Source organism: Dyadobacter sp. CY356 (assembly GCF_021440195.1).
GTDB lineage: Bacteria > Bacteroidota > Bacteroidia > Cytophagales > Spirosomataceae > Dyadobacter.
Genome location: NZ_JAJTSZ010000001.1, coordinates 1,426,028 through 1,450,893 on the forward strand (window position 1 = coordinate 1,426,028; position 24,866 = coordinate 1,450,893).

Genomic DNA, 24,866 nt, shown 5'->3' on the forward strand with positions numbered 1-24,866 from the left:
TGGTTATCGGATTTTTCTTATTTTCAGAGATCGAAAGTGATGTGATTATTTCTTCCGGCTTTCTGGTTATTTCGCAGATTGTCCCAGGACGTTACAAAGGTAAGTGTAAGATTTTCAGATTTGAAAAAATTAATAGAACTAATTTAAAAGAAATCGGGGATAATACCACCAGGGCAATCCTTTTTCCTTCCACTATTTACGCTTCTGTGCAAGGGGATATTTTTTGTCTATTTTGGTCAAAACTACGTAAACTGAGTCGGCGCGCTCGTTTATACCAGATAAAACAAAATGTTTTTCGTCCGGACGGTCGTAATGTAATACAAGCTTACTGGCGGTATCTGCCCGATTAAACAGCGTAAAAATTTGCTTTACTGTATCTGCCTTATAGCCATAATAATACCGCCCGATACTACCATAAAACTCGGTTGTCCGAACAGAATTTTTGGTGTTGACCTGAAAGGGTTTATCGATTTTGACACTGATACTATTGAATTTTTCGAAAATGACATTTTGCCAGCGCAATGTATCACCGGCTGAGTAGGGGATAATCTGGTTGTTGATCTTGAACTCAGAGACATCGTAGAATCCGCTGACGTCAGCAAGGCCATCGTCAAGCGGAAGTTTGAAGGACTTCCCGTTAGCATAAAGGTTGCCATAACCAAAACCGCGGTAAACGATGAAAATCAATATAAAACCATATTTTAAAACAAGCCGTGTTTTGTTTTTCCAGTCACTATGAAACTTGATTTCAGGAACATAAGTCAAGGCAACTGCTTTATGTTCGATCAGAATTTGGTAGAATTTTTTGCTGTCTCTCACCAACAGTAAAAGGGAAAGGCTTAAAATATGAAGACTTGTCAGCTCAACACCGGCATCATAGCCAATATTCACAAACCAGATTGGAACCAGTATAGCAATCATCATTAGCGCGCCTGCGGTGGTGGTTCTTCTGGATAAAAGCAGAATGGTTGCCAATAATTCGAAAACACCTGCAAAAACTTCAAAAAACGGAGAAACACCTGTTGTGAGCCAATAAAGTTTACCAGGCGTAAAATCCCCAAGGTTCGTGTTCAGCTGGCTGATTGTTGGAAAAGGCATTTGCACGGGGAATACCTTTGCCCATGCAAACCATGACATTCGCAAGGCAATTCCGTACCGGGCTGCGACATAAAACCAATAGTGTAACTTTTCATAATCCTTGCGGTTTTTGTCCAGAATATTCCAAAGGAAACCGGCAACTGCACATACCAGTACTGTGATAAACCAACCGGTATAATTCTTCCCTTCCTGGCTGGCAAAAAACCAGGGCTTGTTTTGAGAAATGGCATCAAACCATCGGAAGAAATACGAATTTACGTTAAAACCTGCATCGAAATCCTGGGTGTAAAATTCAGGTGTAAATGGAATTGTGCTGATAACCGCATAAATCAGCGCTGTTCGTAAAGCGATTTTTTCATACCCTTCCCAGCCGGAAGAGGTCTTCGGGGAATCTTGTACAGACATAATAATTATTTAGTGTTTCGGCAAAAGTATAGCTGATAAAAATACCCTGCAAGCGTTTTGGTGGTATGAAAACGGATTAATTCTACAAAGTCTATAAAATTAATAGACAAATGATTGTTATCTTATTTTCCTGCTTTATATTTGCAACACGTTAAGACAACGACTGATTAAAAACCACCTTTGATTGGTTAACTTTTACACCGGAAAAAATCCTGCAAATGTTTCCGGTTATGTGCGGGTTCTTCCGGAGCAATCCGGCAAGGCTATATAGTTAACTTTTTATTCTATTAAAAAAATCTATTTGTATGAAAATCAACAATCAGATGAAGGCGGTGGCTTTTGCAGGCGTCACCATTTTTTCCAGTCTTGCCAATGCAGCTGAAAACCCCGGAGCAAAAGCTCCAAAACAAGGAATCTGGCGAGGTGAATTTGTGATCAGTGAAACGCATATTCCTTTCAACTTTGAATACAACGCGAAGGACAAAGAGCATCCGGTTCTGACGCTTCTGAACGGTTCGCGCCGTGATGATTTTAAAGTGACAAAACTTTCCGGCGATTCTATTTTTGTGAAAATGAATACCTACGATGCCGCGCTTGTTGCCAACGTTGAATCTGATGGTAAGATAACCGGAGAATACCGAAGCCTTGTTCCCGGATTTCGCGGAAGCTCGCTCCCTTTTTCGGCTGAGTATGGTAAAGATTATCGTTTTGTTGAAAAAGGAAAAGAACAGCCAACGAAGCATAATTTATCGGGCAAGTGGGATTTACAGGTTTTGAGTAAAGCCAAAATGCCAGATAATGTTGCATTACTTAAACAGGAGGGTAACAAGCTCACTGGTGTAATTATGTCAACAGTTGGCGATAGCCGCGAGCTGGAAGGTGTTGTGCAGGGCGATGAATTTGTGTTATCACACTTCTCTGGCCCTAACCCAAGAGTTTACAAGGGAAAAATCAACGAAGACGGCTCAATAACAGGTGTGATAAGCTCCGGGATTTATGACAATACTAAATTTGAAGGGAGCAAAAATGACCAGGCTGCCCTGCCGGATCCATACAAATTGACACATTTGAAAGAAGGGTATAGCAAGCTTGATTTTACACTTCCTGACCTGAACGGTAAACAGGTTTCATTGAGTGATGACAAATACAAAGGCAAAGTTGTCATCGTTGAGATTGTTGGCACCTGGTGCCCGAACTGCACCGATCAGACTGCATTTCTTTCTCCCTGGTTTAAGGCCAATAAGGCACGTGGTGTAGAAGCTATTGCTATCGGATTCGAACAAAAGGACGATCTCGAATATGCAAAATATACACTGGGTACACTGAAAAAGAAATATGGAATTGAATATGATATTCTTTTCGGGGGCATTGCGGATAAAAAGGTAGCGTCAGAAAAACTTCCTGCACTTAACCGTATGATGGCCTTCCCGACAACCATTTTGATTGACCGCAAAGGTGATGTCCGTCAGATTCATACAGGATATACAGGTGAGGTAACCGGTCAGTACTTCAAGGACTATGTGGCCAAATGGAATAAGGATCTTGATGAGCTTTTAGCAGAACCAGTACCGGCTACGTTTACTTCTTTGAATAAGAACCCGGAAGTAAAAGGCTCAAAATAATAACGGATTTCCCCTAAGTACGAAGTATTCTGAAACAACTGCAGAGACCAGAATGTTCTTTGCAGTTGTTTAAATTCTTTCCAAAATTTTCAGATCTGCTCAGAGTTTCCCGGCCCGGGAGCCTGACAGACTAAGCGAATTAAAATTTCAGTAACATGAAGTACATAAATCTTATTGTATTTTTTTTATCCTTGTCAACGCTGGCGTTTGGTCAGAAAGATAAGGAAATCTCAAAATGGAAAGTTTCTGTTTCAAATAATGCTGCGAAATCCGGTCAGGAAATTGAAGTGATATTTTTTGCAGATATTGATAAAAACTGGAAGCTTTATTCCTCTGATTTCAAGGGTGATATCGGGCCGCTGCCGACAACCTTTGTTTTCGAAAAAAATGAAGCATACAAACTTGTCGGCGATATTACCCCGGTAGAACCGAAAAAAACAATCGACCCGACCTGGGACGTGGCCTACACCTACTTTACTGAAAAGGCACAATTCAGACAAAAAATCAAACTGGTAAAAAAAGATTTCATCGTCAAGGGCACTATCAAAGGGCTTTTATGCAGCAGCGTAGACGGCATATGCGTTCCGTTTGAAGAATCTTTCCAGGTCAATTAATCCACAACCATACAGAGAGAACAATGTTCAGGACACGAAAATACTTAATGGTATTGTTGAGTGCGGTAGCATTTATTTTTACTGTTGCATTTCAGCCCCAAAAAGAAAAAAATGAAGTTTTGACCAAAGAACAACTTGGAGAAAAACTGTTCTTTGATCCCATATTATCCAAAGGTATGGCCATCAGCTGTGCTTCATGCCATATTCCTGATTTCGCTTTTGCAGACTCAGCTGCTTTCAGTAGAGGAGATAAGGGCACTTTGCTTCCGCGCAACAGTCCGGCACTGACCAATTTATCAGGCAGGACTGAGTTTTTCTGGGATGGGAGGGCGGCTTCATTAGAAGAACAGGTACTTGGTCCGCTTTCTGCCCGCGATGAAATGGATCTGCCTATTGAAGAGGCGGTTGAAAGACTTAAAAAAAATGATTTTTACAGTGCAGCATTTCAAAGCATATTTAAAAGCGAAGTAAACAGCAAAAACTTTTTGAGCGCTATTGCATCCTTTGAGCGAACACTGGAAACAACCAATACTCCATATGACCGGTATCTGGAAGGCGATCAGAAGGCTATGTCTCCGTCAGCCATCAGAGGACGTATACTGTTTATCGGTAAGGCCAATTGCTCAACCTGTCACTCTGGCGAAGATTTCACAGCCGACCGCTTCAAAAGCATAGGATTATTCAATGGAAAGGAATTTACAGATCCGGGCAGGTTTAAAATAACCTCGGATAGTTCGCATATTGGTGTCTTCAAAATACCCGGTCTGCGTAACGTCGCGGTCACTGCACCCTATATGCACAATGCTATGTTTAAAACCCTGCGACAGGTGGTGGAGTATTATAACACGCCCGACAAGTTTGTTAAAAACAGCATCAACCGCGATTTGTCTTTGGGCAGTTCGCTGAACCTATCCGAGGGTGAAATTGATGATGTCGTTGCTTTTCTGGAAGCGCTTACTGATGACAGGTTTCGTAAAAAATAGTTTTTACTTATTTTTAAATATATTATCATGACAGGAAAATATCTGATAACATCTTTGCTTCTGGTGCTAACGCTCCAGGCCAGCGCTCAGACAAAAAAGATTGTTGGAATCGTTACCTCAACGGAAAACAGAGAATTGCTGCCGGGCATCGTAGTATGGGTGAAAGGCTCAAATCAGGGTTTAGTAACCGGTAGTGACGGCTATTTTGATCTTCACGTTACAGAAGGAGATACGATTGAAGTCTCCTCCCGCTTTTTTAAAACCAAAGAAATGATTGTAGGAAGCGGGTGGAACTACGAAGTCAGTCTCGAAACAAAAAGCAGAGCGGAAGTGCAGACAGGATCGGTGCGGACAAATTTCTCTCATAGGGAAGGAGTTTATTCAGCGGTTGATACTAAATCAATCAATGTGTTATGGAAAAAGGACAGGATTTCGGAACAGTAAAAAATGGCTGGTTAAACTTTAAAATATCTGAGAATGAAAAAAATAATCATTACCTCTTTGGTTTTAAGCCTTGCGCTTAATCTTGCCTGCCACAAAAAAGCGGATAGCAAATTATCCGATCAAGACACTGCTGAGCTGCATAAGTCAGCGATTACCATCGACCCGCATATTGATATCCGGGCTGATTTCGATGCACCTGGAAATGATGCCGGAACAGAGACTGTCGATCAGTTTGATCTGGCCAAATTAGAGAAAGGGAAACTGGATGTTGCCACCATCGCACTATTCGCAGATCCATTGCGGAGAACTCCCGAAAATATCATTCTTGCCAGAAAACAGGTTGATTCAAAACTGACGTCAATAAAGGATTTTGTCAATAAACATCCTGATAAGCTGGAGTTTGTTGCGTCAACGGCAGATATTGAGAAAGTGGTAAAGGATGGAAAACACGGCATTCTGCTGAGCTTTTTGAATGCGCTTCTTTGGGAAAAGATACCTCGCTGATCGGGCAATATTACAAACAGGGCGTCAGACTTTTTGGCTTTGCGCATGCCGGAAATAACGATTGGACTGACTCATCCCGTCCTAATGAAAGTTTTGGAGACAAACCTGACGAAGCCGGCGGCCTAACGGAGCTTGGAAAACAGGCAGTTCCGATTCTGAACCGGCTTGGTGTGATCATCGATGTTTCTCAGTTGACATCGGACGCGCTTTATCAGACGCTGAAACTAAGTAAGGCACCTGTAATCGCGTCACATTCTGGTGTACGCGGTATTGTGGATAACACGCGTAACCTTTCCGATGCTGAGCTTAAAGCTATCGCGGACAAGGGTGGTGTTGTGCATATTGTGGCTTTTGCTGCTTATTTGAAGGACACTGCCGCTTTAAAGGAAGATTATAAGAAACAGATATTTGAACCCTTAGGTCTGGTTGTGGGAAAAGACAATCCAAAGGAAAAACTTGATGCTGCCGGATATGAAAAATTTCAGAAAGCCTATCTCAACTTTTCAAGAAACGAATGGAAATATGCTAAGCTGTCAGAATATCTCCGATCGGTTGATTATGCTGTGAAACTTATCGGTATTGATCACGTGGGATTTAGTGCAGATTTTAATCACGGTGGTGGGGTACAGGGATACACCAATGTTGGGGATGGGCCAAATATTACCGAAGAACTTGTCAAAAGGGGATATTCAGGGGAGGATATCAAAAAACTTTGGGGCGGAAACTTCCTGCGGGTATTTAAGGAAGTGGAAGAGCAGGCCGGCAAACATTAATAGTGTTTGAACAAAGGAAGGATGACGGATCTGCTGCCAGCAAGTCATCTAACGTCTTAAAATTGTTTATGGAAGTATTTTTGAAAATGATAAGGCATCGCAGCGGACAATGCCGGTGAACCTAAAAAAAATGGCGGTAAATAATGAAGACACACCAACTTAACATCATTTACCCGCATCAGGTAAATCTTTACAAAATCACTTCCATGGTTGAGTCTGTTAATGGTGCAAGAATAAAATATCTTAACTTCAAACTTACAGGAAAAGATTTGGTTGGGACCCTGATCATCGAAACTTCGGACAACACAGGATTGAAAGCAATCGTTAAACGAATGCGCGCTTATAAGGTTCTGGCGTCTGTAATAAAGATCGGCTGCTAAAAAATCACACAAATAAATTCGGAATAATGTTAGCATTAATAAATTTTTTAAATTTACTTTGTCTATCAACTAAGTATACTTATTGTCTTTACTTATAAACCACCTGTGGGTAAGGAGTCATTGTTAAAATCATAAAATTTATGAAATCACAACATTTACACTCCAAAATTATTTATTCCTTCGAAGCCATTTCTTGTTTACTCTTCTGCAAACTTGATTGTTGCTGTTAATTTAAATCCTTACCTATTTTCTGCCTGATCATAAATCAATCTTAATTGTAAAGCTTTTCACTGAGCTGGTTTAGACATTGTTCCGTGCGTTGAACTTCGACGGCTGCTATCATGCATACCGGCGTTCGAAGGGATTATTCATTACCTTATCTTAATAAAAATGCAAAAAAAACTCTACACAATATTGCAGGGGACTTTGAAAATAAGGCCTTCTCATATTTTCATTCCGCTTGCCATCTTTCTAGTTCCGGATGCTGCCCTGGCAAAAAGCAAAGATGCAGGTAACCACGCAAAGACGTATAAAACGCAATCGAAAACGATTGAGAAAATAATATCCGGAACCATCCGGGATAAGGAATCGGGTGGATTTTTACCAGGTGTTTCTGTCCTTGAAAAAGGGACTTCCAATGGAACCATCACAAACGGGGATGGAAAATTTACTATAACTGTAAGCGATAATGCGACGCTGGTTTTTTCTTTTATCGGATACAGTCCCATTGAACGATCCGCTAATGACAAGGCAGGATTTGATATTGAACTGCTTACTGATGCAAAACAACTCAGTGAGGTAATGGTGGTAGGATACGGTACTCAGACCAAAGCAGAATTTACAGGCTCGGCCGTTCGGATCTCCGGGGAAGCAATCAAAGAGCACCCTGTACAAAGTTTTGACCAGGCACTTGCCGGTCGTGCGGCCGGAGTCAGCATTGCACAGCCTAACGGAGTTTTGAATAATCCGCCGGTGATCAGGATTCGTGGTGTAAATTCTATTTCACTAAGTTCTTACCCGTTGGTGGTTGTTGATGGAATTCCTATTAACACCGGAAACGTTTCTTCCAGTACAGCCGTGCCAAATAATCCTCTGGGTGATATTAATCCGGCTGATATAGAGTCAATTGACGTGCTGAAAGATGCAGCATCTACTTCAATTTACGGATCACGAGCTGCGGCCGGAGTTTTATTAATTACGACTAAAAGGGGAAAAGCGGGCAAGCCCCGTATATCTTACGAAACCTGGGCGGGTGTATCTGAGGTGGTGCGATTGCCAAAACTTTTAAACGCAGACCAATACATTGCCATCAAAAATGAAGCGGTTTTGAATGCCAAGATTTTAGGTGGAAACGCAAACAATGATAACGTTGCTTCTGCTTTGTTTTTTCCGAATACCCGTTCAGACGGATCGCCTATTGATACCCGTTGGTATGACTACATTTATAGAAAGGGTGTGTCTCAAAACCATAATGTCAACGTTTCAGGGGGCACAGAAAATACTAAATATTACTTCTCTGCTAACTATACGAAACAAAACGGATTTCTGGAAGAGAATGAATTTAAAAGAAAAGCAGTACGGTTTAACATCGATCAGACTGTTAATAGTTGGTTGAAACTGAAAGGAAGTGTGTCCTACAATACAAGCTACAATCTGTCTCCCTATGCCGGCTCATTGCCGGGTTCTAACTTCTTTCTGGTAGGTGCAGCCCGACTGGCTATTTCATTACCACCCAACGTGCCCGCCTTCAATGAAGATGGAAGTTATAACATCAGTACAGCCAGTCCGAATACAATAGGTATGGGTAATAATAAAGTTGTCAGCAACTTTGGTAACCCGGTTGCACTTTTGGAATTGAACCGTTACACTTCCGAAAATGACCGGGTTATAGCAAGTTTTGGAGCAACAGCAAAACTTTTGAAAAATCTGGATTTTAATACGTCGTATGCAGTAGACCGTTTACGGACTGATAACGTAAGTTTCGACAGCCCTGTACAAGGAAATGGATACTCAAGTAAGGGGTCTGTCGCCAACGTTTCGGCTGTCCGTGATAGCTGGAACTGGACAAACACCTTGAACTATTCAGAGACTTTTGGCGGCAAACATGCCATTACTGTGCTCGCCGGTTATGATATACAGAAATTTAATAACTCTTCGTGGGGTGCAACGCGGACGCAAACCTCTGACCCTTTCTATCAGAATTATCAGGGAAACTGGGGCTCCATTACTGCATCGGATAATGAGATCAACGAGCGCGCTTACTTGTCTTATTTTTCAAGGATTACCTACGATTTAAGCAAAAAATATTTCCTGACGCTCAATTTCAGACGCGACGGGAACTCAGCTCTGGGTACAGGTAAGAAGTATGGAAACTTCGGTGGTATCTCAGGTGGGTGGGCACTGTCCGAGGAAGATTTTTACAAAAATTCAGGTTTTGCCTCTGTGTTGAATAACGTGAAGTTGCGCGCCAGCTGGGGACGTGTCGGAAATGGGAATTTGAGCAATTCTTACAGTTCTCTTGAACTTTATAGCGGATCTCTCTACGGCAGTGTTCCAACCTCGGCGATCTCACAGGCCGGAAATGCAGCACTTGGCTGGGAAACCAGTGACCAAACCAATATCGGAGCTGATCTGGGTATTCTGAACGACCGCATACAGGTTGAGCTTACCTATTTCAATAACAATGTTAACGGTTTAATTCTGAGTGCACCTCAGGCAGTTTCCAAAGGGATTCCCGGAAATGCTATTTTAGGGAATGTAGGGTCGATGTATAACCGGGGCATTGAACTTGGTATCATCGCCAATCTGATTCGTAAAGGTGATTTTACCTGGAATGCGTCATTGAATTATACCAGGCTGAACAATAAAGTAACAGCATTGGCAGAAGGGAATACGGATATTGTGGGTACAACCCACGTTTCCTATGAAACCACCAATGTTACTCGGGTCGGCTATTCCGTCGGCAGTTTGTACGGAGCAAAAACAGATGGCGTGAACCCTGAGAATGGACGCAGGATTTTTATCAATGCCAAAGGTGAGAAAGTGCAGTACAGCCAGGTTGTCGGTGCGGGTGAAAGCCAGTGGACCTACCTGGATAATACAAAAGCTGCGGCGATCACCGGTGCAGATTATTACCTGATTGGAAATGCATTGCCAAAATGGTATGGAGGTTTTATTAATAATTTCAAATACAGAAACTTTGACCTGGGCATTAACTTATCTTACTCAGGAGGTAACCTGGTGATGAACGGAACCCGTGCCACACTTTTGGATCAGCGTGCTTACAATAACTCTACCGAGATACTGACCCGCTGGCAAAAACCAGGTGATGTTACAGACGTGCCCAGACTGGTTTATAACGATCAGCTTTCGAGCGGTTCATCTTTTCCTGTGTCTACCAATGCGGAGAAAGCTGATTTCCTTCGCTTGCAAAATGCATCGCTTGGTTACAGATTGCCTGCGTCGATTTTTGTTAATAAAGGTTTCAGTTCTATTCGGATCTATGCTCAGGTTTCCAACGGCTTTTTATGGACAAAATACAAAGGAACTGATCCTGAGTCGTCGGTAAACGGAAATTCAAATACTACGCCGGGTGTCGAGAAAAACTCGATCGGCCAGGCCAGAACCTTCACTGTGGGTCTTAATGTAGGCTTTTAACAGAAGATATTTTAACAAAGATGATCATGAAAAAAACAAATATATCAGCACGTAATATCGCAGTTTATCTGAGCCTGGCCCTGATGATTGGTACTTCTGCATGCGATAAAGAAGAACTTTTAAACCCGGCTCCGGAAACTTCGATCAGTGGGGCAAATGCATTTGACACACCAGACAGAATCCTGGCTTTGGTAAATGGAATTTATAAGTCTGCTAAGGCCGCCAACTTCTACGGTGGTAATTATTATACATACAGCGAGGCCAGGGGTGAGGAATTTATAAACCGTACCAGCAATACTTTTACCGCTTTTGAAGCCTGGAATCAAACATTAAACTCGGGTTCCAACTTTGTTGCCGGTTTTTGGGCTGCCGGTTATACGGTTATCAATAATGCCAATATTCTGATCAAGGGAATTGGTGATAATCCGGGTAAGGTTACAGAGGCGATCGCAAAACAATATATAGCTGAAGCAAAATTTTTGAGAGCATTGAGTTATTTTGATCTGGTAACTTTATATGCCCGTCCTTATAATGAAGACAAAGGTGCCTCACCAGGATTGCCGCTGCGTTTGCTTGCTGAAACAACCACAGCAAATAACGATCTTAAAAGGAGTTCGGTGGCAGAAATTTATGCCCAGATTATCAAAGATCTTGATGAGGCAGAGCCAGACCTTCCACTGAATTATTCAACCTCACTGCTTAATACGACAAGAGCGCACAGAAATACAGCTATTGCTTTAAAGACAAGAGTTTACCTGAATAGCGGAAATTATGCCAAAGTGATTGAGGAAGCAAAGAAAATTGTTTCATCATCTCCACCATATTCGGCCACTACCGGGGTGGCGCATAAACTTCAGAATATCACGGAAATTTTTACGACAAATTATACAAGTACCGAATCTATCTTATCGGTACCGATGACTGAGCTTGACAACGTAACCGGCCAATCTTCCTTTCCATACGTATTCAACGCCAATTCGGAGTATAATCTGAATCCTTCCGGAATATGGGGCGATACAGAATGGATGGCGACAGATGCAAGAAGAACCTTTGCCAGAACCGCTTCGGGAGTGCAGTTTCTGACAAAATACAATAAACCGTCTCCGTTTCTGGATTATCTGCCTATTATTCGCTACTCGGAAATACTGCTAAATTATGCCGAAGCCGCTGCAAAAACGGGTGATCTGACAACATCAACAGCCTTGTTACAGGCCGTTCGTGGCAGATCTGATGCGAATTACACCTTCCCGTCAGCTGCAATAGATACAAAAGATGCACTGGTCAGCACAATCCTGAAAGAAAGAAGGATAGAACTTTTGGGAGAGGGATTCAGGTCAAATGACCTGCTTAGGAATTTGTTCACGATTCCTGCAAAATCAAGTAGCGCATTGATTGCTCCCGCCGTGGAGCCATCTCAAAGCAATTATATTTTCCCGTTACCAAATACAGAAATTACCTCTAATAAGTTATTACTTCAATAGATAGCGTGCTGCTTGTCCGTAAACCTGACAGGCAGCGCTTTTTATTATTTAAAGCTTTTCAATTCTGCTGTATTATTCAAAAGACCTTTCTGATCATTTTTATTCTTGGAATTTTGTGGCAGGTAATAAAAAATAATTTAATTGTATATTAACTCTATAAAATATATATAGTAATTTAGTGGGGGTAATTGAATATTCAAAAAGAATTAGTCCAAATCCTGGGTACATTTTCTAAAACATACCAAATCACTTTCCTGTTATGAAGAATTTTCTAAAAGTCGATGTTTACAAAGCAATTTCCCTGATTGTGTTAGCCATGGCTTCACTGAGTTTTGTTAGTGACAGTGTTTATGAAAATGAAATAAAAGAATGGCACAAACAGCGCGAGGAAGCACTGAAAACTGAAAATGGCTGGCTTAATCTGGCAGGTTTATTTTGGCTGGAAGAGGGTAGGAATTCTTTTGGTGGCGACGGTAAAAATAAAATCGTGTTTCCATCTGATAAAAGCCCTGCAATACTGGGAGATTTCATTGTGGATAAAGGACAAATTACACTGGAAGCACAACCAGAGGCTGAGATTTATAATAATGACCAGATCGTAACAAAACTTTCTATATTTCCTTCTGACAAGCCTGTTGTTTTGAAGCACAAATCCCTGCGTTGGTTTATCATCAAGCGCGGTGACAAATTCGCAGTTCGTTTGAAAGATCTGGAAAGTCCGTTTTTAAAAGAATTTAAAGGCATTGAAACATATCCTGTGTCTGAGGACTGGAAAGTAAAAGCAAAATTTGAACCAACGGAGGGAAGGAAAATCCCAATTATTGATATCACAGGCAGACTGGATCAACAAGATTCTCCCGGTGTTCTTGTTTTCAATATTAAAGGAAAAGATTATCGTTTAGATGCATTAAAATCCGGTGAGGGCTTTTTTATTCTTTTTGGAGATAATACAAATAAAAAGGAAACTTACGGTTCCGGACGTTTCCTGTATACCCAAAAATTGGACGCCGAAGGTTTTACATACCTGGATTTTAATAAGGCAATAAATCCTCCGTGTGCATTTACACCTTATGCTACTTGCCCGCTTCCTCCAAAACAAAATATACTGGCAATAGCCGTTACGGCCGGTGAAAAAAATTATGGACACCACTGATTAGATAAACATATTTCCCTTTTTTATTTACCTGCAATAATCGACATAGCGATAGTTATGTCGGTTATTGCAGGCCTGATTCCCTAAATGTCAGAATGATTAACCATCCTGATTTTAATCTTCGTTTCAAAAGCGCCGGCACAAGTCGTTCTCTTACCAGGGTTTCTCACATATTTTCCGCTTACGCCCGACCAACAATCGTTCTGGAATGTAAATCCATTCAGGTACAGAATATGCCCATTTATCATCTTTAATGACATGTAAATTCTATCTGAGACCGATTGTTGCTGTTGGAATCAACATTTACAAGTGGTACAATTAAATTAGGAAATACTGCTCACTATTGATTGCTAAAAATGAAAACGGGTAAGATCCGAATCTAGTGGCGATTATAAAGCAGGTTTAGCCGGAAGCCGGGATGTAGTTATTTTATTAAAAATTGTTTGCAATTGACCGGAATGATACTTTACTTTGTCTATCAAATTAATAGATTAATAATTAAGGTTTTTCCGTTGAAAATCCGGTTAGGTTCAGCATTTTTTTTGTTAGAAACGTCCTAATCGTTGAAAGCTGTTCTATCATCGATTTAATAACATAACGCATCACCCAATACTTTACTGTATAAAGTCCAGGCGTTTTCGGCATTGAAAAACATGCTTCATTTTGTGCGTATATATCAAAGCGTTTTAACTGCTTATCTGTGATTAGGAGATTTTGGTGATGTAATCATGTAAAACGTTAAAAGGACCAGGATGTGGCCTGAAGCGTGCGTTATCTGCAATATAACAATCATGCAAAAGTGACGAAGAATCAGGCTCAAAATTGGTAGACTTAACCGACAGCATTTGGCCCGGCATTGTCAGCGGCCATCCTCAAACAAGTTTATTGTTCCTGAAATTGATGGTAACAAAGACTCTATTTTATGTCGTGCTTAACAGAATCAATAAAGAATATGTCTTGGAAAAAAGCAGATAAGGTCATTATGAAACCATTCAATCTAATTTTAAACTATGAAAACTGTATTTTTAACTATCGTGATATTACTATCCATAACGGCCGGTGTTTTTGCGCAGACCAAATCCAATCTTAAAGCGGAAGAATTTGACAAAGAGATCAAAAAGAAAGGAATCCAGCTTTTGGATGTCCGCCGTCCTGCCGAATACGAAGAAGGTCATATAAAAGGTTCGACGCTTGCAAACTGGGAAGATAAAGCGGACTTTGAAAAACATGCGGAGCATCTTGACAAGAATAAACCGGTGTATGTATACTGCCGGAGTGGCAAGAGAAGCAGTGCTGCCGCTGATTATTTATCTGAAAAAGGTTTTAAAAATGTAGTCAATCTGGAAGGTGGAATTTTAGAATGGAAACAAGACGGCAAAGATGTTGAAGTTGGACAGAAAACACAGGGAGCTGCGGCAGTTCCAAAGCATTGATTATCAGTATTCTATTTATATCATAAAATGAAATTTCCTCTTTTATTGTTCTGCCTTATTTCAATTCATACACTTGCACAGCGTGACAGACAGGGTGAATCTCCGGCTGGCGGACATGATCATACAAACCATGTGGATGAGAATGAATTTGCACACAATCACCTGGATCATATACAGGCATACCGCAAGGAAACTGCGTATGTGCACAACCTTCCGCCGGCACAGTTGCTGGAAGGTATCGGTACTTCTCATTTAAAGATCGTAACCAAATCAGAACTGACGCAAAGCTATTTTAATCAGGGTGTGGCGCTGCTCCACGACTTCTGGGATTTTGAGGCTTACCGCTCTTTTAAGGAAGCAATCCGTCAGGATTCGACAGCGGTTATGCCTTACTGGGGACTTTACAGTGCAATCGGAGCCACAGAAGGTCCCGACTTTGATCATGATAAAAAACTGGCCATCAGAAAACTTAAAGAGCTGAAAGGTGCGGCATCTGAGCATGAAAAGTTATATGCCGAGGCAATTCTGCTCAGAGATTCTCCGGGAGAAAACAGTAAAAAAGAATATCAGAAAAAGCTGGAGGTCCTGGTTCACAAATATCCCGAAGACATTGACGCAAAACTGTTTCTGGCATTAAGTAAAATGACAGGATATGATGTGGAGCTTAATCCGCGCGATGGCCAGATTTACAGTGAGTACCTGCTCCGTGATATATTGAAATCTGATCCTGATAATGCAGGCGCACATCATTACTGGATTCATTTAATGGAAAACTGCTGTCCGGATGAAGCCATCAAAAGTTCTGAAAAGATAAGTAAGCTGACGCCTGGTGCAGCACATATGGTGCATATGCCCGGGCATGTTTACTACAAACTTGGCCAGTATCAAAAAGCACATGCGGCTTTTTTGGCAGCGGTTGCTGTGGATTCTGTTTATATGAAAAAACAGGGAATCCCCGAAGTTGATACCTGGAATTATATTCATAATATTAACTACCTGCTTTCAAACTGTGCCGAAGATGGTCATTACAAAACAGGCTTATATTATGCTGAAAAATTGCAGAATATGCCGGTCACCAAAGAAAGAAAGGCAAAATATGAAGGAAGATTTTTCTACCAGGGAATTGTGGCTCCGGCGAAAATGGAATTATGTTTTGGTCATTATAAAAAAGCAGCAGACCGCTTGAAACTGATTAATGACAGAGACAGCATTTTTACTGGAAAAGCGATTGCCTATAAAGACGGACTTTACCTTTTTGCTTTGGGAATGGATGCAGTTAAAAGAAACAAAGCAGACGAAGCGAAGAAATATTCTGATGCCCTGGACGCTCATCTGTTCAGAAACAGCACACAATCACCGGCTGATGAAGTGATCGCCGTCAGAAGATTAGGTGATTTAAATGTTGCTTCTCTGGAATTGCAAGGATTGATCAAAAGCCTGGAAAACAAGGATGACGAAGCAATTGAAATTTTAACAATTGCCCGGAAAAAGGAACACGATCTTGGTTACAATGAACCGCCGTCTTATGCACGTCCGGTTTTAATAAGTCTTGGAGAAGTATATCTGAAAGCCGGAAAATATGATCAGGCGATCAAAGCTTTTGAAGATTTAGCCAAAAAACGTCCGAACAGTGCCAATGCATTGTGGGGCATCTATAAAGTTTACAAGAAAAAAGGAGATGCTGAAAAAGTGAAACAATATAGCGCTGAACTTGCTGAGGTGATAAAAGGCGGGGATAAATCTTTGTATCCATTATAAAGAATCAGCCCCGGATGTCAGAAATTCAGGAACGCGCAGTGACTTACAAGTTAGGTCACTGCGCTTCTGTTATTAAAATAATTTTAAGAATATATAGAAAATACTTGAACGTTCACAATTAATGCTATTACTTTGTCTATTGAATAAGTAGAGTATATGGTGTATTTTTACATTGTTTATGATGATTATAGACACTTTGCGAATAAAAATAAACACGTTATTGCTTTAAGGTCTATTTAATTTATAGAATAAATCAATTTTAATCAACATTAAAAATGAGTTAAAAGAGTATTAAAAAAGAACCGCCCTGCCAAACAATTCGATTTCGCAGATCGAACAAGGCAGAGCGGAGAAGATTCAATCGTCTAAATTAAATCAATCAAATGTATGTATTTTATTACCAATGAGTCAAGGCCTCATTTTGAAAGAAGCCTTGTTTTTAAACGAATTATAGCGGGCTTTGCTATGATTCTTGTCTTTCTTGTTTCACAAGTCCCCGTTTTTGGACAAAGCACCGGCTTGGGCGATATTGTACTGAGCGGAAAAGTTACGGATGAAAACAAAGAACCCTTACCTGGCGTCAGTATTCGTGTGCACAATACGAGTTTGGGCGCTGTATCAGATGTACAGGGAAACTTTAAAATTAATCTTTCCAAACCTAATGAACTGCTGACATTTTCTTTTATCGGTTATAAGACACTTCAAATAAATTCGGGCAACAGAAGCACAATCAATGTGGAGCTGGCTGCTGACCACAAGTTGTTAAACGAGGTTGTGGTGGTAGGCTATGGTACCCAGGAACGAAAAAATCTGATCGGATCAATCAGCAAGATCGATCCCGCAGAAACCAAAGGAATTCCAACCGGAAGTTTTGATGCGCAGTTGCAGGGGAAAGTTGCCGGTGTGCAGATATCAAGCAGCACAGGTGTACCGGGTGAGGCGATCAATATCCGTGTCCGTGGTGCCACTTCAATCAACGCAAGTAATGATCCTTTGTATGTTCTTGACGGAGTTTTTATCAACAGCACCAGTAACCAGACTTTTAGCACAGGGGGAAAAGCAACCTCACCAATTGCAGATATCAATCCATCCGATATTGAAAGTATCGAGGTTTTAAAAGATGCGGAAGCGACAGCCCTTTATGGGTCACGCGGAGCGAATGGTGTTATTATTGTCACAACCAAACGTGGTAATTATGATCAAAAATCGAAAATAAATTTCAGTACTTCCCAAGGTTGGGCAAAAGCGGCCAAACTTTGGGATCTGACAACTGGACCGGAACATGCTACGCTGGTAAATGAATGGTGGATCAATACCGGAAAAGATACCCCTTCTTTAAACCGTACTGAAGCCAATAAACCATTCCGCCCGGTTTCAGAAGGCGGACGCGGGTTGCCGGAAGAGCAAAAAACCTACGACCGTTTGAGTGAAGTTTTTCAAACGGCGCATCTTCAAAATTATGATCTTTCACTTAGCGGTGGTACAAAAACGACAAAATACTACATCGGAGGAGGTTACAACAGCCAGGAATCAATTTTAAAGCCGATCACTTTTCAAAGGGCAAGTTTTAAAGTAAACCTGGACCAGAAAGTTAATGATGCCGTAACCGTTGGTGTGAGCAATACTTTTTCAAGGACTTTCAGAAATCAGGCAAGGGCAGGGGACGGACCGGCAGGAGGACTTCTCCAGGCGGCACTTCATACGCCCACCTATCTTTCGCCAACGAACGAAAATGGCGAATTGGTAGGCCGTGCAGGTTTTGACAACACAACGCTTCTGTTAAAATATTACGATGTCAATTCCACCAGTCTTCGTTACATCGGTAACTTATATGTTGAAGCTAATATTCTTCCCAATTTTAAATTCAGATCCAGTTTCGGTATTGATTATAACAATTATGATGAATCTGAATACTGGAACACTTACCTGATCGCCGGAAGTCCAAGTGGACTGGCCACTTCAAGCATCGGTCAGTATACAACCTGGATCAATGAGCAAACACTTTCTTACCGTAAAAATCTGGGTGCAAAAAGTTCTTTCGGAATTCTGGCAGGTAATACGCTGCAAAGCTCGGTTTCTTCCCGGACAGCTGCCGAAGGACGTGGTTTTGCAAATAACTCTTTCACGCAGATTTCCTCTGCGGCTGTGACAACAAGTTCCCAAAGCTGGAGTAAAAATACACTGACTTCCTTTTTTGCAAGAGCGGATTACAACTACGGCGGGAAGTATCTGGTAGACGTCAGTATTCGCGGTGATGCTTCTTCACGTTTTGGTAAGGATAATAAATGGGGATATTTCCCGGCTGTCGGTGCTGCCTGGCGTATCAAACAGGAAGGTTTTTTGAAAGAAACCCGTGTGATCAGTGATCTTAAACTTCGTACAAGTTATGGTATCACCGGTAATCAGAATGGGATCGGAGATTTTGCCGCACGAGGACTTTGGGCGGGTGGTTCTTCGTATGAAGGTTTGCCTGGAATTGCACCGCAGCAGCTGGCGAATCCTAACTTGAAATGGGAAAAAACGAGCCAGTTAAACGTTGGACTTGATCTTGGCTTGTTTGACCAGAGAATAACGGTTGAACTGAACGCTTACCGGAAATATACTTCGGATGGTTTATTGCAGGTTTCTCTGCCGGGAACAAGTGGATTTAATACTTACTGGAGCAATGCTGCCGAGATCAGTAATAAAGGATTTGAATTCAGTATCCAGACGGCAAATATCAGAAAAGCAGACTTCACCTGGACGACCAATTTCAATGTGGCAAGAAATGTCAACAAAATTGAAAAACTGGAAAATCCGCTTCGGTATGGCAGCCGAGATCTGATCTTGCAGCAGCAAGGTACGCCGCTTTATTCTTTCTGGGTTTACAAACAGCTTTATGTTGATTCGCAGACCGGAAATACGGTTTACGAAGATGTAAATAAAGATGGCAAAATCACGGTGGACGACCGTCAGGTTTATGGAAGTATCTGGCCAAAATTCTTCGGTGGTATTACCAATAATTTTACATATAAAGGAATTGATCTGGGTGTGTTTTTTGCTTTTCAATATGGAAACAAAATCTACAACCACAATAAATTCTTCGGAGAAGGTGGCGGGGCACGTGATGCGGCAAGGGTAATCTTTGCAAGTAATAATGACAGGTGGCAAAAGCCGGGAGACGTTACAGACGTTCCAAGACCAGACGGCGTAAACGTAAATAATTACCGCGATGGTGGCAGCCGCTGGCTTGAAGATGGTTCATTCCTTCGCTTGCGTTCACTGAATCTTGGATATACAATTCCAAAAACATTTACAAGCAAATTGAGAATTGAAACACTTCGCTTGTTTTTACAAGGTGCCAATCTATTGACATTTACGAAATATACAGGCCTTGATCCGGAATCAAGTGTAAGCAGTGCGGCCAACCAGCAGGGTATTGATCTGGGTACGCCGCCGCAGCCGCGATCTATCCAGGTTGGTTTGAATATCACGCTGTAATCAGTTAGCAGAAATTAAAAAATATTCTCAAAACAATCATGAGAAACATGAAACGAATTAATTACTTTTTGGCGCTGACGCTTGGTATAGCAGCATTGACATCCTGCGATTCTTTTCTGGATGTTGAGCCAAAATCTTCCATATCCGACGAGCAGACCATATTTGACAAGACCTCCGCAGAAACAGCTTTGCGCGGAGTTTATAACGCCGTTGCCAATGCTAATTATTACGGAACTACCTTTCAATCCATTGGTTATTTGTCGGGTGACAATATCCAATGGACGGGTTCACAATCACAGGTGCAGGAGTTTATTAATCACAAGGTAAGCGCAGAAAACGCTACAATCAGCAGTGCATGGATCGCTATTTACGCGACTATCAACCGTGCCAATCAGGTAATCGCCAAAGTGCCAACCGTTACAGATCCAACCCTGACGGATGCATTGAAAAACCCAATCATCGGTGAAGCTTACTTCATCCGCGCTCTGGCATATTTTGATCTTGCCAGAACCTGGGGAGGCGTGCCGCTCATTACCCAGCCAACGTCTACGCCATCAGAAAACTCGGGGATCAAACGGAGTACGCAGGCAGAGACCTATGCTCAGGTTTTAAAGGATCTGGATGCAGCCGAACCTCTTTTGACAGAAACAGTGAACCGTTATCATGCAACCCGCAAAACAGTCTGGGCGCTAAAATCGCGGTATTATTTATATCAAAAAGACTGGGTAAAAGCGGAAGAGTATGCTACCAAAGTAATCTCGGATGCTACAAATTATAAGCTTTTGACGCCTTACAATGCATTTTTTGCAAACAACGCACGCGGAACACAGGAATCTGTCTTTGAGATTTTCTACAACGGAACTTCTGAAATCAATGATCACCGAGGGCAATGGCAGCCTCAGACAAACGGCGGAACACGCCAATGGGCACCAAATGATGCATTTGTTGCACTGGTGAATGATCCATTGAAAGGTGGAAACAGAAGTACGCTCGTGGCAAAAGATAACCAGTCGCGCTGGTATGGAAACCTGTATTACCGTTCTCCGGGTTCGGATCCGTCTTATGTTATACGTATTGCTGAACTTTACCTGATCCGTGCAGAAGCTCGTGCGCAGCAGTCTGACCTTACGAACGCGGCTTCTGATATAAATGCAATTCGCACAAGAGCGGGCCTCGCCGCAACAAGCGCAGCATCAAAAGATGACCTTCTACTCGCGGTTGAAAATGAAAGGAAAATTGAATTTGCACTGGAGCCACACCGCTGGTTCGACCTGGTACGTACCGGACGTGCAGCAAGTGTTTTGAGCATAACAGATCCAAACCGTTACTTGATGCCGATACCTTCCGTGCAGCTTCAGACTGACAAAGCTTTGGAACAAAATCCCGGATATTAATTCTTAAACCCTTAGTCTATGGCAACCTCAAATGTGTCAAGTGGTGTGCATATAAAGCAGGAGAAGGCTCAGAACTTTCAGTTACCATGGAGCAGCGCTGAAAAGGTGGCTTTCAGGATATCCTTTGTTTATTTCTTTTTGCTGGCCGTTCCGCTGGACTGGAAATATTACAAAACTGTATTTTCTATCAATTGGCTGGATCTTCATTATGGTGATTTTTTCAAACTGGCCCACTATTCTCCGGATTTTTTTGCAACAAATTCTTTTCTGAACTTAATCATCCTGCTTGTTGCCGCAGTCGTTGGTGGGATAATCTGGGGCGTTGTTGAAAAAGAAAAAAATGAATATAATGCATTGTATTACTGGATCCGCGTCATCGTCCGTTATAGACTTGCGCTGGGGTTAATTGCCTATGGTCTGATCAAATTTTTTCCAATGCAGTCCCCGCTGCCTTCGATCAGTAATCTTAATACGCAGTACGGCGATTACTCCGACTGGAAAATATTTGCACTGAGCCTGGGCGTGGTGCCAGGTTATCAATCATTCCTTGGTTTGGTTGAGATTCTTGGCGGCCTTTTGCTTTTGAACAGAAGAACGACTTTCATCGGAACGCTGATCATCATTCCTTTTACAGGAAATGTTTTCATATCAAATCTTGCTTATACCGGTGGCGAGGCTGTTTACAGTTTTTATCTGATTCTTCTCGAGTTGTTTTTGTTCGCTTTTGACGCACCAAGATTTTACAGTTTACTTACACTGGAAAAACCTACAATTCCTAACCGATTTCACCCAACATTCCATTTGAAATGGCAGCAATATGGTAGACTTGGCCTCAAAATATTTTTTATCTTCTTTTTTGTGATCCTTTTTGGATTTAAAACCAGAAACGGATATCACAACGATCCGTATCAATATCCAAAAGCACCTGGCCTGGCCAAGGCTGCGGGTCTGTATAATGTGGCAGAATTTAAGATTAATAACCAGGTTTTGCCTTATTCACCGATTGACCCAATTCGCTGGAAAGATGTGGTTTTTGAAGACTGGGCAACACTGAGTATTCGTTCAAACAAACCGGTTATCATTGATTCGACCAATGCTGAAGAGATCCACGAAAACGACAAAGACCGGGTTTACGAGTTTCTCGGCTCTGCGGGTAGACATTATTACAGTTACAAAATTGATCCGGCAACGCAGGTCTTGAATCTTGAAAACAGAAACAAACATTATGCCTCTGACAAATTCAAGCTGCATTACAACCGGCCTGATTCTGCAACGATTATTCTCTGGGGAATAAACAGCGACCGGGATTCTGTTTTTGTCCGTCTTGAAAAAATCAACAAAAAATATTTGCAGACGGAAATCAAGAAACTGGGAAGAAGAGGAAGTCCGAAACTTTGAAATGAAACGGTTCGAAATTAAAATATAAATCAACATTCATTATGTCACTTTCAACTAGTAATTCGGCAGATGTAGCAGAAGACACCGCTCGTGTCGACGGATCCGCCAGGGAAGATGTTTTTGCCGGGAAGGTATGGCCGGAGTGGCAAAAAATCCTGTTTCGTGTGGCATTTGTTTTCTTTGTCAGCATTTCCTTACCCTGGAATCCGGAGTGGTATAAGGTCGTGTTTTCGATAGACTGGGCAAATCTGCATTACCGTGATCCATATGACGTAGCCCGTTTTGGCTCAGGTCTGGAAATTTTTGGCCGGACACTTTTTGGAAGTGGCTTGAATGGTTATGCAACCTATGTTATCACACTGATTTTCGCCGTTGTGGTCGCTGTGATCTGGACGGTAGCTGTCAAGGTGCTGAAAAAGGATCCGCAAAATTATATCAAACTGAATTACTGGCTGCGTACGATTGTGCGTTATCGTGCCGGCATTGGTATCATAGGTTTTGGATTTACGAAGCTGCTGCCGACTCAAATGCCGTATCCTTCTCTCGGGCTTTTGAATACTGATTTTGGTGATTTTACCTTACAGAAAATTTACTGGTTATCTGTTGGAATTGTGCCCTGGTATCAGGTTTTTGCCGGTGTTGTTGAAATTGCAGGAGGTGTGTTATTGTTTTTTAGAAAGACAACTTTTCTGGGTGCCATGCTTCTTTTTGGAGCGCTGGGCGATATTGTTTATGTGAATTTTGCTTACGATGGTGGTGTGCATGTTTATAGCTCTTACTTTGTAATTTTATCTGCATTTTTGATGGTGCAGGATATTCCGCGTTTGTATAATCTGTTTATTCTTGAACGTTATACCGTTCCCGTAAATTATTACCCGACCTTCACCAAAGCATGGCAGAAATACGCAAGAATTGGTATTAAATCGGCAGTAATTGGCATTTTCCTGTTTCTATTTTTTTATCTGTCCCTGGTAAATTTCCTGTACGATCCTTATAAACAACCATCAACAGCAGGGATTAAAGAGCTTCGTGGAAACTATAATGTGACCGAATTTCGCATCAATAATAAAGTGATACCATACGCACCGCAGGATACCGTGAGGTGGCAATGGGCGACTTTTGAAAAATGGACCACCCTGACTTTTAAAGTTAATAAACCGACACCACTTGATCTTTCCAACGGAGGAGGTTCGCCGATGAAAGATATCAGCAGGACATTTGAGCTGACAGGTACGGGCGGAGGACAAAGGGTTTTTCATTATTATGGTGATCCGGTTGAACATGTGCTGTATTTGCAGGACAAATTCAAAGCACCTTCCGGACGGGAGTTGGGCGCGCGTGATGCAACGGATCTATCGGGCGGTGCGCCAAAACCAAAAAAGAAAAAACTGAAACCGGAAGATGAGCCGGATCCAAACTGGATAAGTAAAGCGGCCTGGATTAATATTGGTGATGAGGTTAAAAAAATCGATCAGCGTGCCGCTTCTACGCGCCGCGACCGGGAATTTGCCGAAGCACCAAAAAATGAAAAACGCAACCGGATGATTTTGACTTATCAGACTACGGATGGATCTCATGTCATTTTGAAAGGAATTGATCAAAACAAAGATTCGCTGTACGTTGTACTTGACCGGGTAAATAAAAATTATGTTTTGCCAAAAAGTACACTTGATGCTGGTAAGTATGACTAAAATCAGAGTGATAACCGGAGTAGCCTGTCTGCTTTTCTCCTTATCATTAACCTCATTGCAAAGCCTGACCACCACTAAAAACGGTGGCCAGGCTGATACGCTTAAATATCCCAGGACTTTTGGTTTTGGCAGAACAGCAACTTTGAAAGAAATCGCGATACTTGATACTGACGTCCGGCCTGATGGAAAAGGGCTTCCGGCAGGTTCGGGAAAAGCGACGGAAGGTAAGCTGGTATATGCTGCAAAATGTTCAGCCTGTCACGGTGCAACCGGCGTCGAAGGGCCAAATGATCAGCTCGTAACGATAAAAAATCCAACCGATCCGAAAGTTAAAGTCAGGAATAAAACAATAGGGAATTACTGGCCATATGCCACTACGATTTTTGATTATATCAAACGCGCCATGCCCTTTAACCAGCCCGGCTCGCTGACTGATCAGGAAGTGTACAACCTGACTGCGTTTTTACTGCACGAAAATGGTCTGATTAAAGCAGCTGATATAATCAATGCCAATACTCTTCCCAAAGTGGTTATGCCTGCACGCGATTTTTTCGTGCCTGATGATCGTAAGGACGGTCCGGAAATTCGTTAGCAAAAC

Annotated in this window: 16 protein-coding genes and 1 pseudogene; 16 read left to right on the forward strand and 1 reads right to left on the reverse strand. The window is 41.8% G+C overall.

Features of this window, described 5'->3' with window-relative positions; genetic code table 11:
• Positions 1-192: 192 nt before the first annotated feature.
• The gene (locus LXL81_RS05950) at positions 193-1,503 is read right to left on the reverse strand and encodes a hypothetical protein (protein ID WP_234645795.1); all 1,311 of its coding nucleotides are present in this window, start codon (positions 1,501-1,503) and stop codon (positions 193-195) included.
• Between the two features lie 305 nt (positions 1,504-1,808).
• Between LXL81_RS05950 and LXL81_RS05955 the strand changes: the two genes are divergently transcribed.
• The 16 genes and pseudogenes from LXL81_RS05955 (at position 1,809) to LXL81_RS06030 (ending at position 24,860) form a co-directional block, all read left to right on the forward strand.
• Positions 1,809-3,125, forward strand: a complete 1,317-nt coding sequence (locus LXL81_RS05955) for a peroxiredoxin (RefSeq protein WP_234645796.1) — start codon at positions 1,809-1,811, stop codon at positions 3,123-3,125.
• Positions 3,126-3,280: 155 nt separating this feature from the next.
• Positions 3,281-3,739 carry a protein-disulfide reductase DsbD domain-containing protein gene (locus LXL81_RS05960; RefSeq protein ID WP_234645797.1) on the forward strand — a complete coding sequence of 153 codons (459 nt, stop codon included), beginning with the start codon at positions 3,281-3,283 and terminating at the stop codon, positions 3,737-3,739.
• 23 nt (positions 3,740-3,762) lie between these two features.
• On the forward strand, positions 3,763-4,722 hold the full coding sequence (locus LXL81_RS05965) for a cytochrome-c peroxidase (protein ID WP_234645798.1): 960 nt from the start codon (positions 3,763-3,765) through the stop codon (positions 4,720-4,722).
• 27 nt (positions 4,723-4,749) lie between these two features.
• Positions 4,750-5,166, forward strand: coding sequence for a carboxypeptidase-like regulatory domain-containing protein (locus tag LXL81_RS05970; RefSeq protein WP_234645799.1), 417 nt, complete (start codon positions 4,750-4,752; stop codon positions 5,164-5,166).
• A 33-nt stretch (positions 5,167-5,199) separates the two neighbouring features.
• Positions 5,200-6,443 (forward strand): annotated as a pseudogene (locus LXL81_RS05975) (dipeptidase).
• 143 nt (positions 6,444-6,586) lie between these two features.
• A complete protein-coding gene (locus LXL81_RS05980) occupies positions 6,587-6,823 on the forward strand; it encodes a hypothetical protein (protein WP_234645800.1) in 237 nt (78 codons plus the stop codon).
• Positions 6,824-7,213: 390 nt separating this feature from the next.
• Positions 7,214-10,480: a TonB-dependent receptor gene (locus LXL81_RS05985; RefSeq protein WP_234645801.1), complete on the forward strand. Its 3,267-nt coding sequence runs from the start codon at positions 7,214-7,216 to the stop codon at positions 10,478-10,480.
• Positions 10,481-10,506: 26 nt separating this feature from the next.
• Positions 10,507-11,961, forward strand: a complete 1,455-nt coding sequence (locus LXL81_RS05990) for a RagB/SusD family nutrient uptake outer membrane protein (protein ID WP_234645802.1) — start codon at positions 10,507-10,509, stop codon at positions 11,959-11,961.
• Between the two features lie 259 nt (positions 11,962-12,220).
• Positions 12,221-13,114 carry a DUF1684 domain-containing protein gene (locus LXL81_RS05995; RefSeq protein WP_234645803.1) on the forward strand — a complete coding sequence of 298 codons (894 nt, stop codon included), beginning with the start codon at positions 12,221-12,223 and terminating at the stop codon, positions 13,112-13,114.
• A gap of 1,010 nt (positions 13,115-14,124) precedes the next feature.
• Positions 14,125-14,547, forward strand: a complete 423-nt coding sequence (locus LXL81_RS06000) for a rhodanese-like domain-containing protein (protein ID WP_234645804.1) — start codon at positions 14,125-14,127, stop codon at positions 14,545-14,547.
• Positions 14,548-14,574: 27 nt separating this feature from the next.
• Positions 14,575-16,305: a tetratricopeptide repeat protein gene (locus LXL81_RS06005; protein ID WP_234645805.1), complete on the forward strand. Its 1,731-nt coding sequence runs from the start codon at positions 14,575-14,577 to the stop codon at positions 16,303-16,305.
• Positions 16,306-16,692: 387 nt separating this feature from the next.
• On the forward strand, positions 16,693-19,785 hold the full coding sequence (locus LXL81_RS06010) for a TonB-dependent receptor (protein ID WP_234645806.1): 3,093 nt from the start codon (positions 16,693-16,695) through the stop codon (positions 19,783-19,785).
• A gap of 47 nt (positions 19,786-19,832) precedes the next feature.
• A complete protein-coding gene (locus LXL81_RS06015; RefSeq protein WP_234645807.1) occupies positions 19,833-21,179 on the forward strand; it encodes a RagB/SusD family nutrient uptake outer membrane protein in 1,347 nt (448 codons plus the stop codon).
• Between the two features lie 18 nt (positions 21,180-21,197).
• Positions 21,198-22,577, forward strand: coding sequence for a DoxX family protein (locus tag LXL81_RS06020; RefSeq protein WP_234645808.1), 1,380 nt, complete (start codon positions 21,198-21,200; stop codon positions 22,575-22,577).
• Between the two features lie 41 nt (positions 22,578-22,618).
• The gene (locus LXL81_RS06025) at positions 22,619-24,268 is read left to right on the forward strand and encodes a hypothetical protein (RefSeq protein ID WP_234645809.1); all 1,650 of its coding nucleotides are present in this window, start codon (positions 22,619-22,621) and stop codon (positions 24,266-24,268) included.
• Positions 24,261-24,860, forward strand: a complete 600-nt coding sequence (locus tag LXL81_RS06030) for a c-type cytochrome (protein WP_234645810.1) — start codon at positions 24,261-24,263, stop codon at positions 24,858-24,860. The genes LXL81_RS06025 and LXL81_RS06030 overlap by 8 nt, the downstream gene beginning before the upstream one ends.
• The last annotated feature ends 6 nt before the right edge of the window (positions 24,861-24,866 follow it).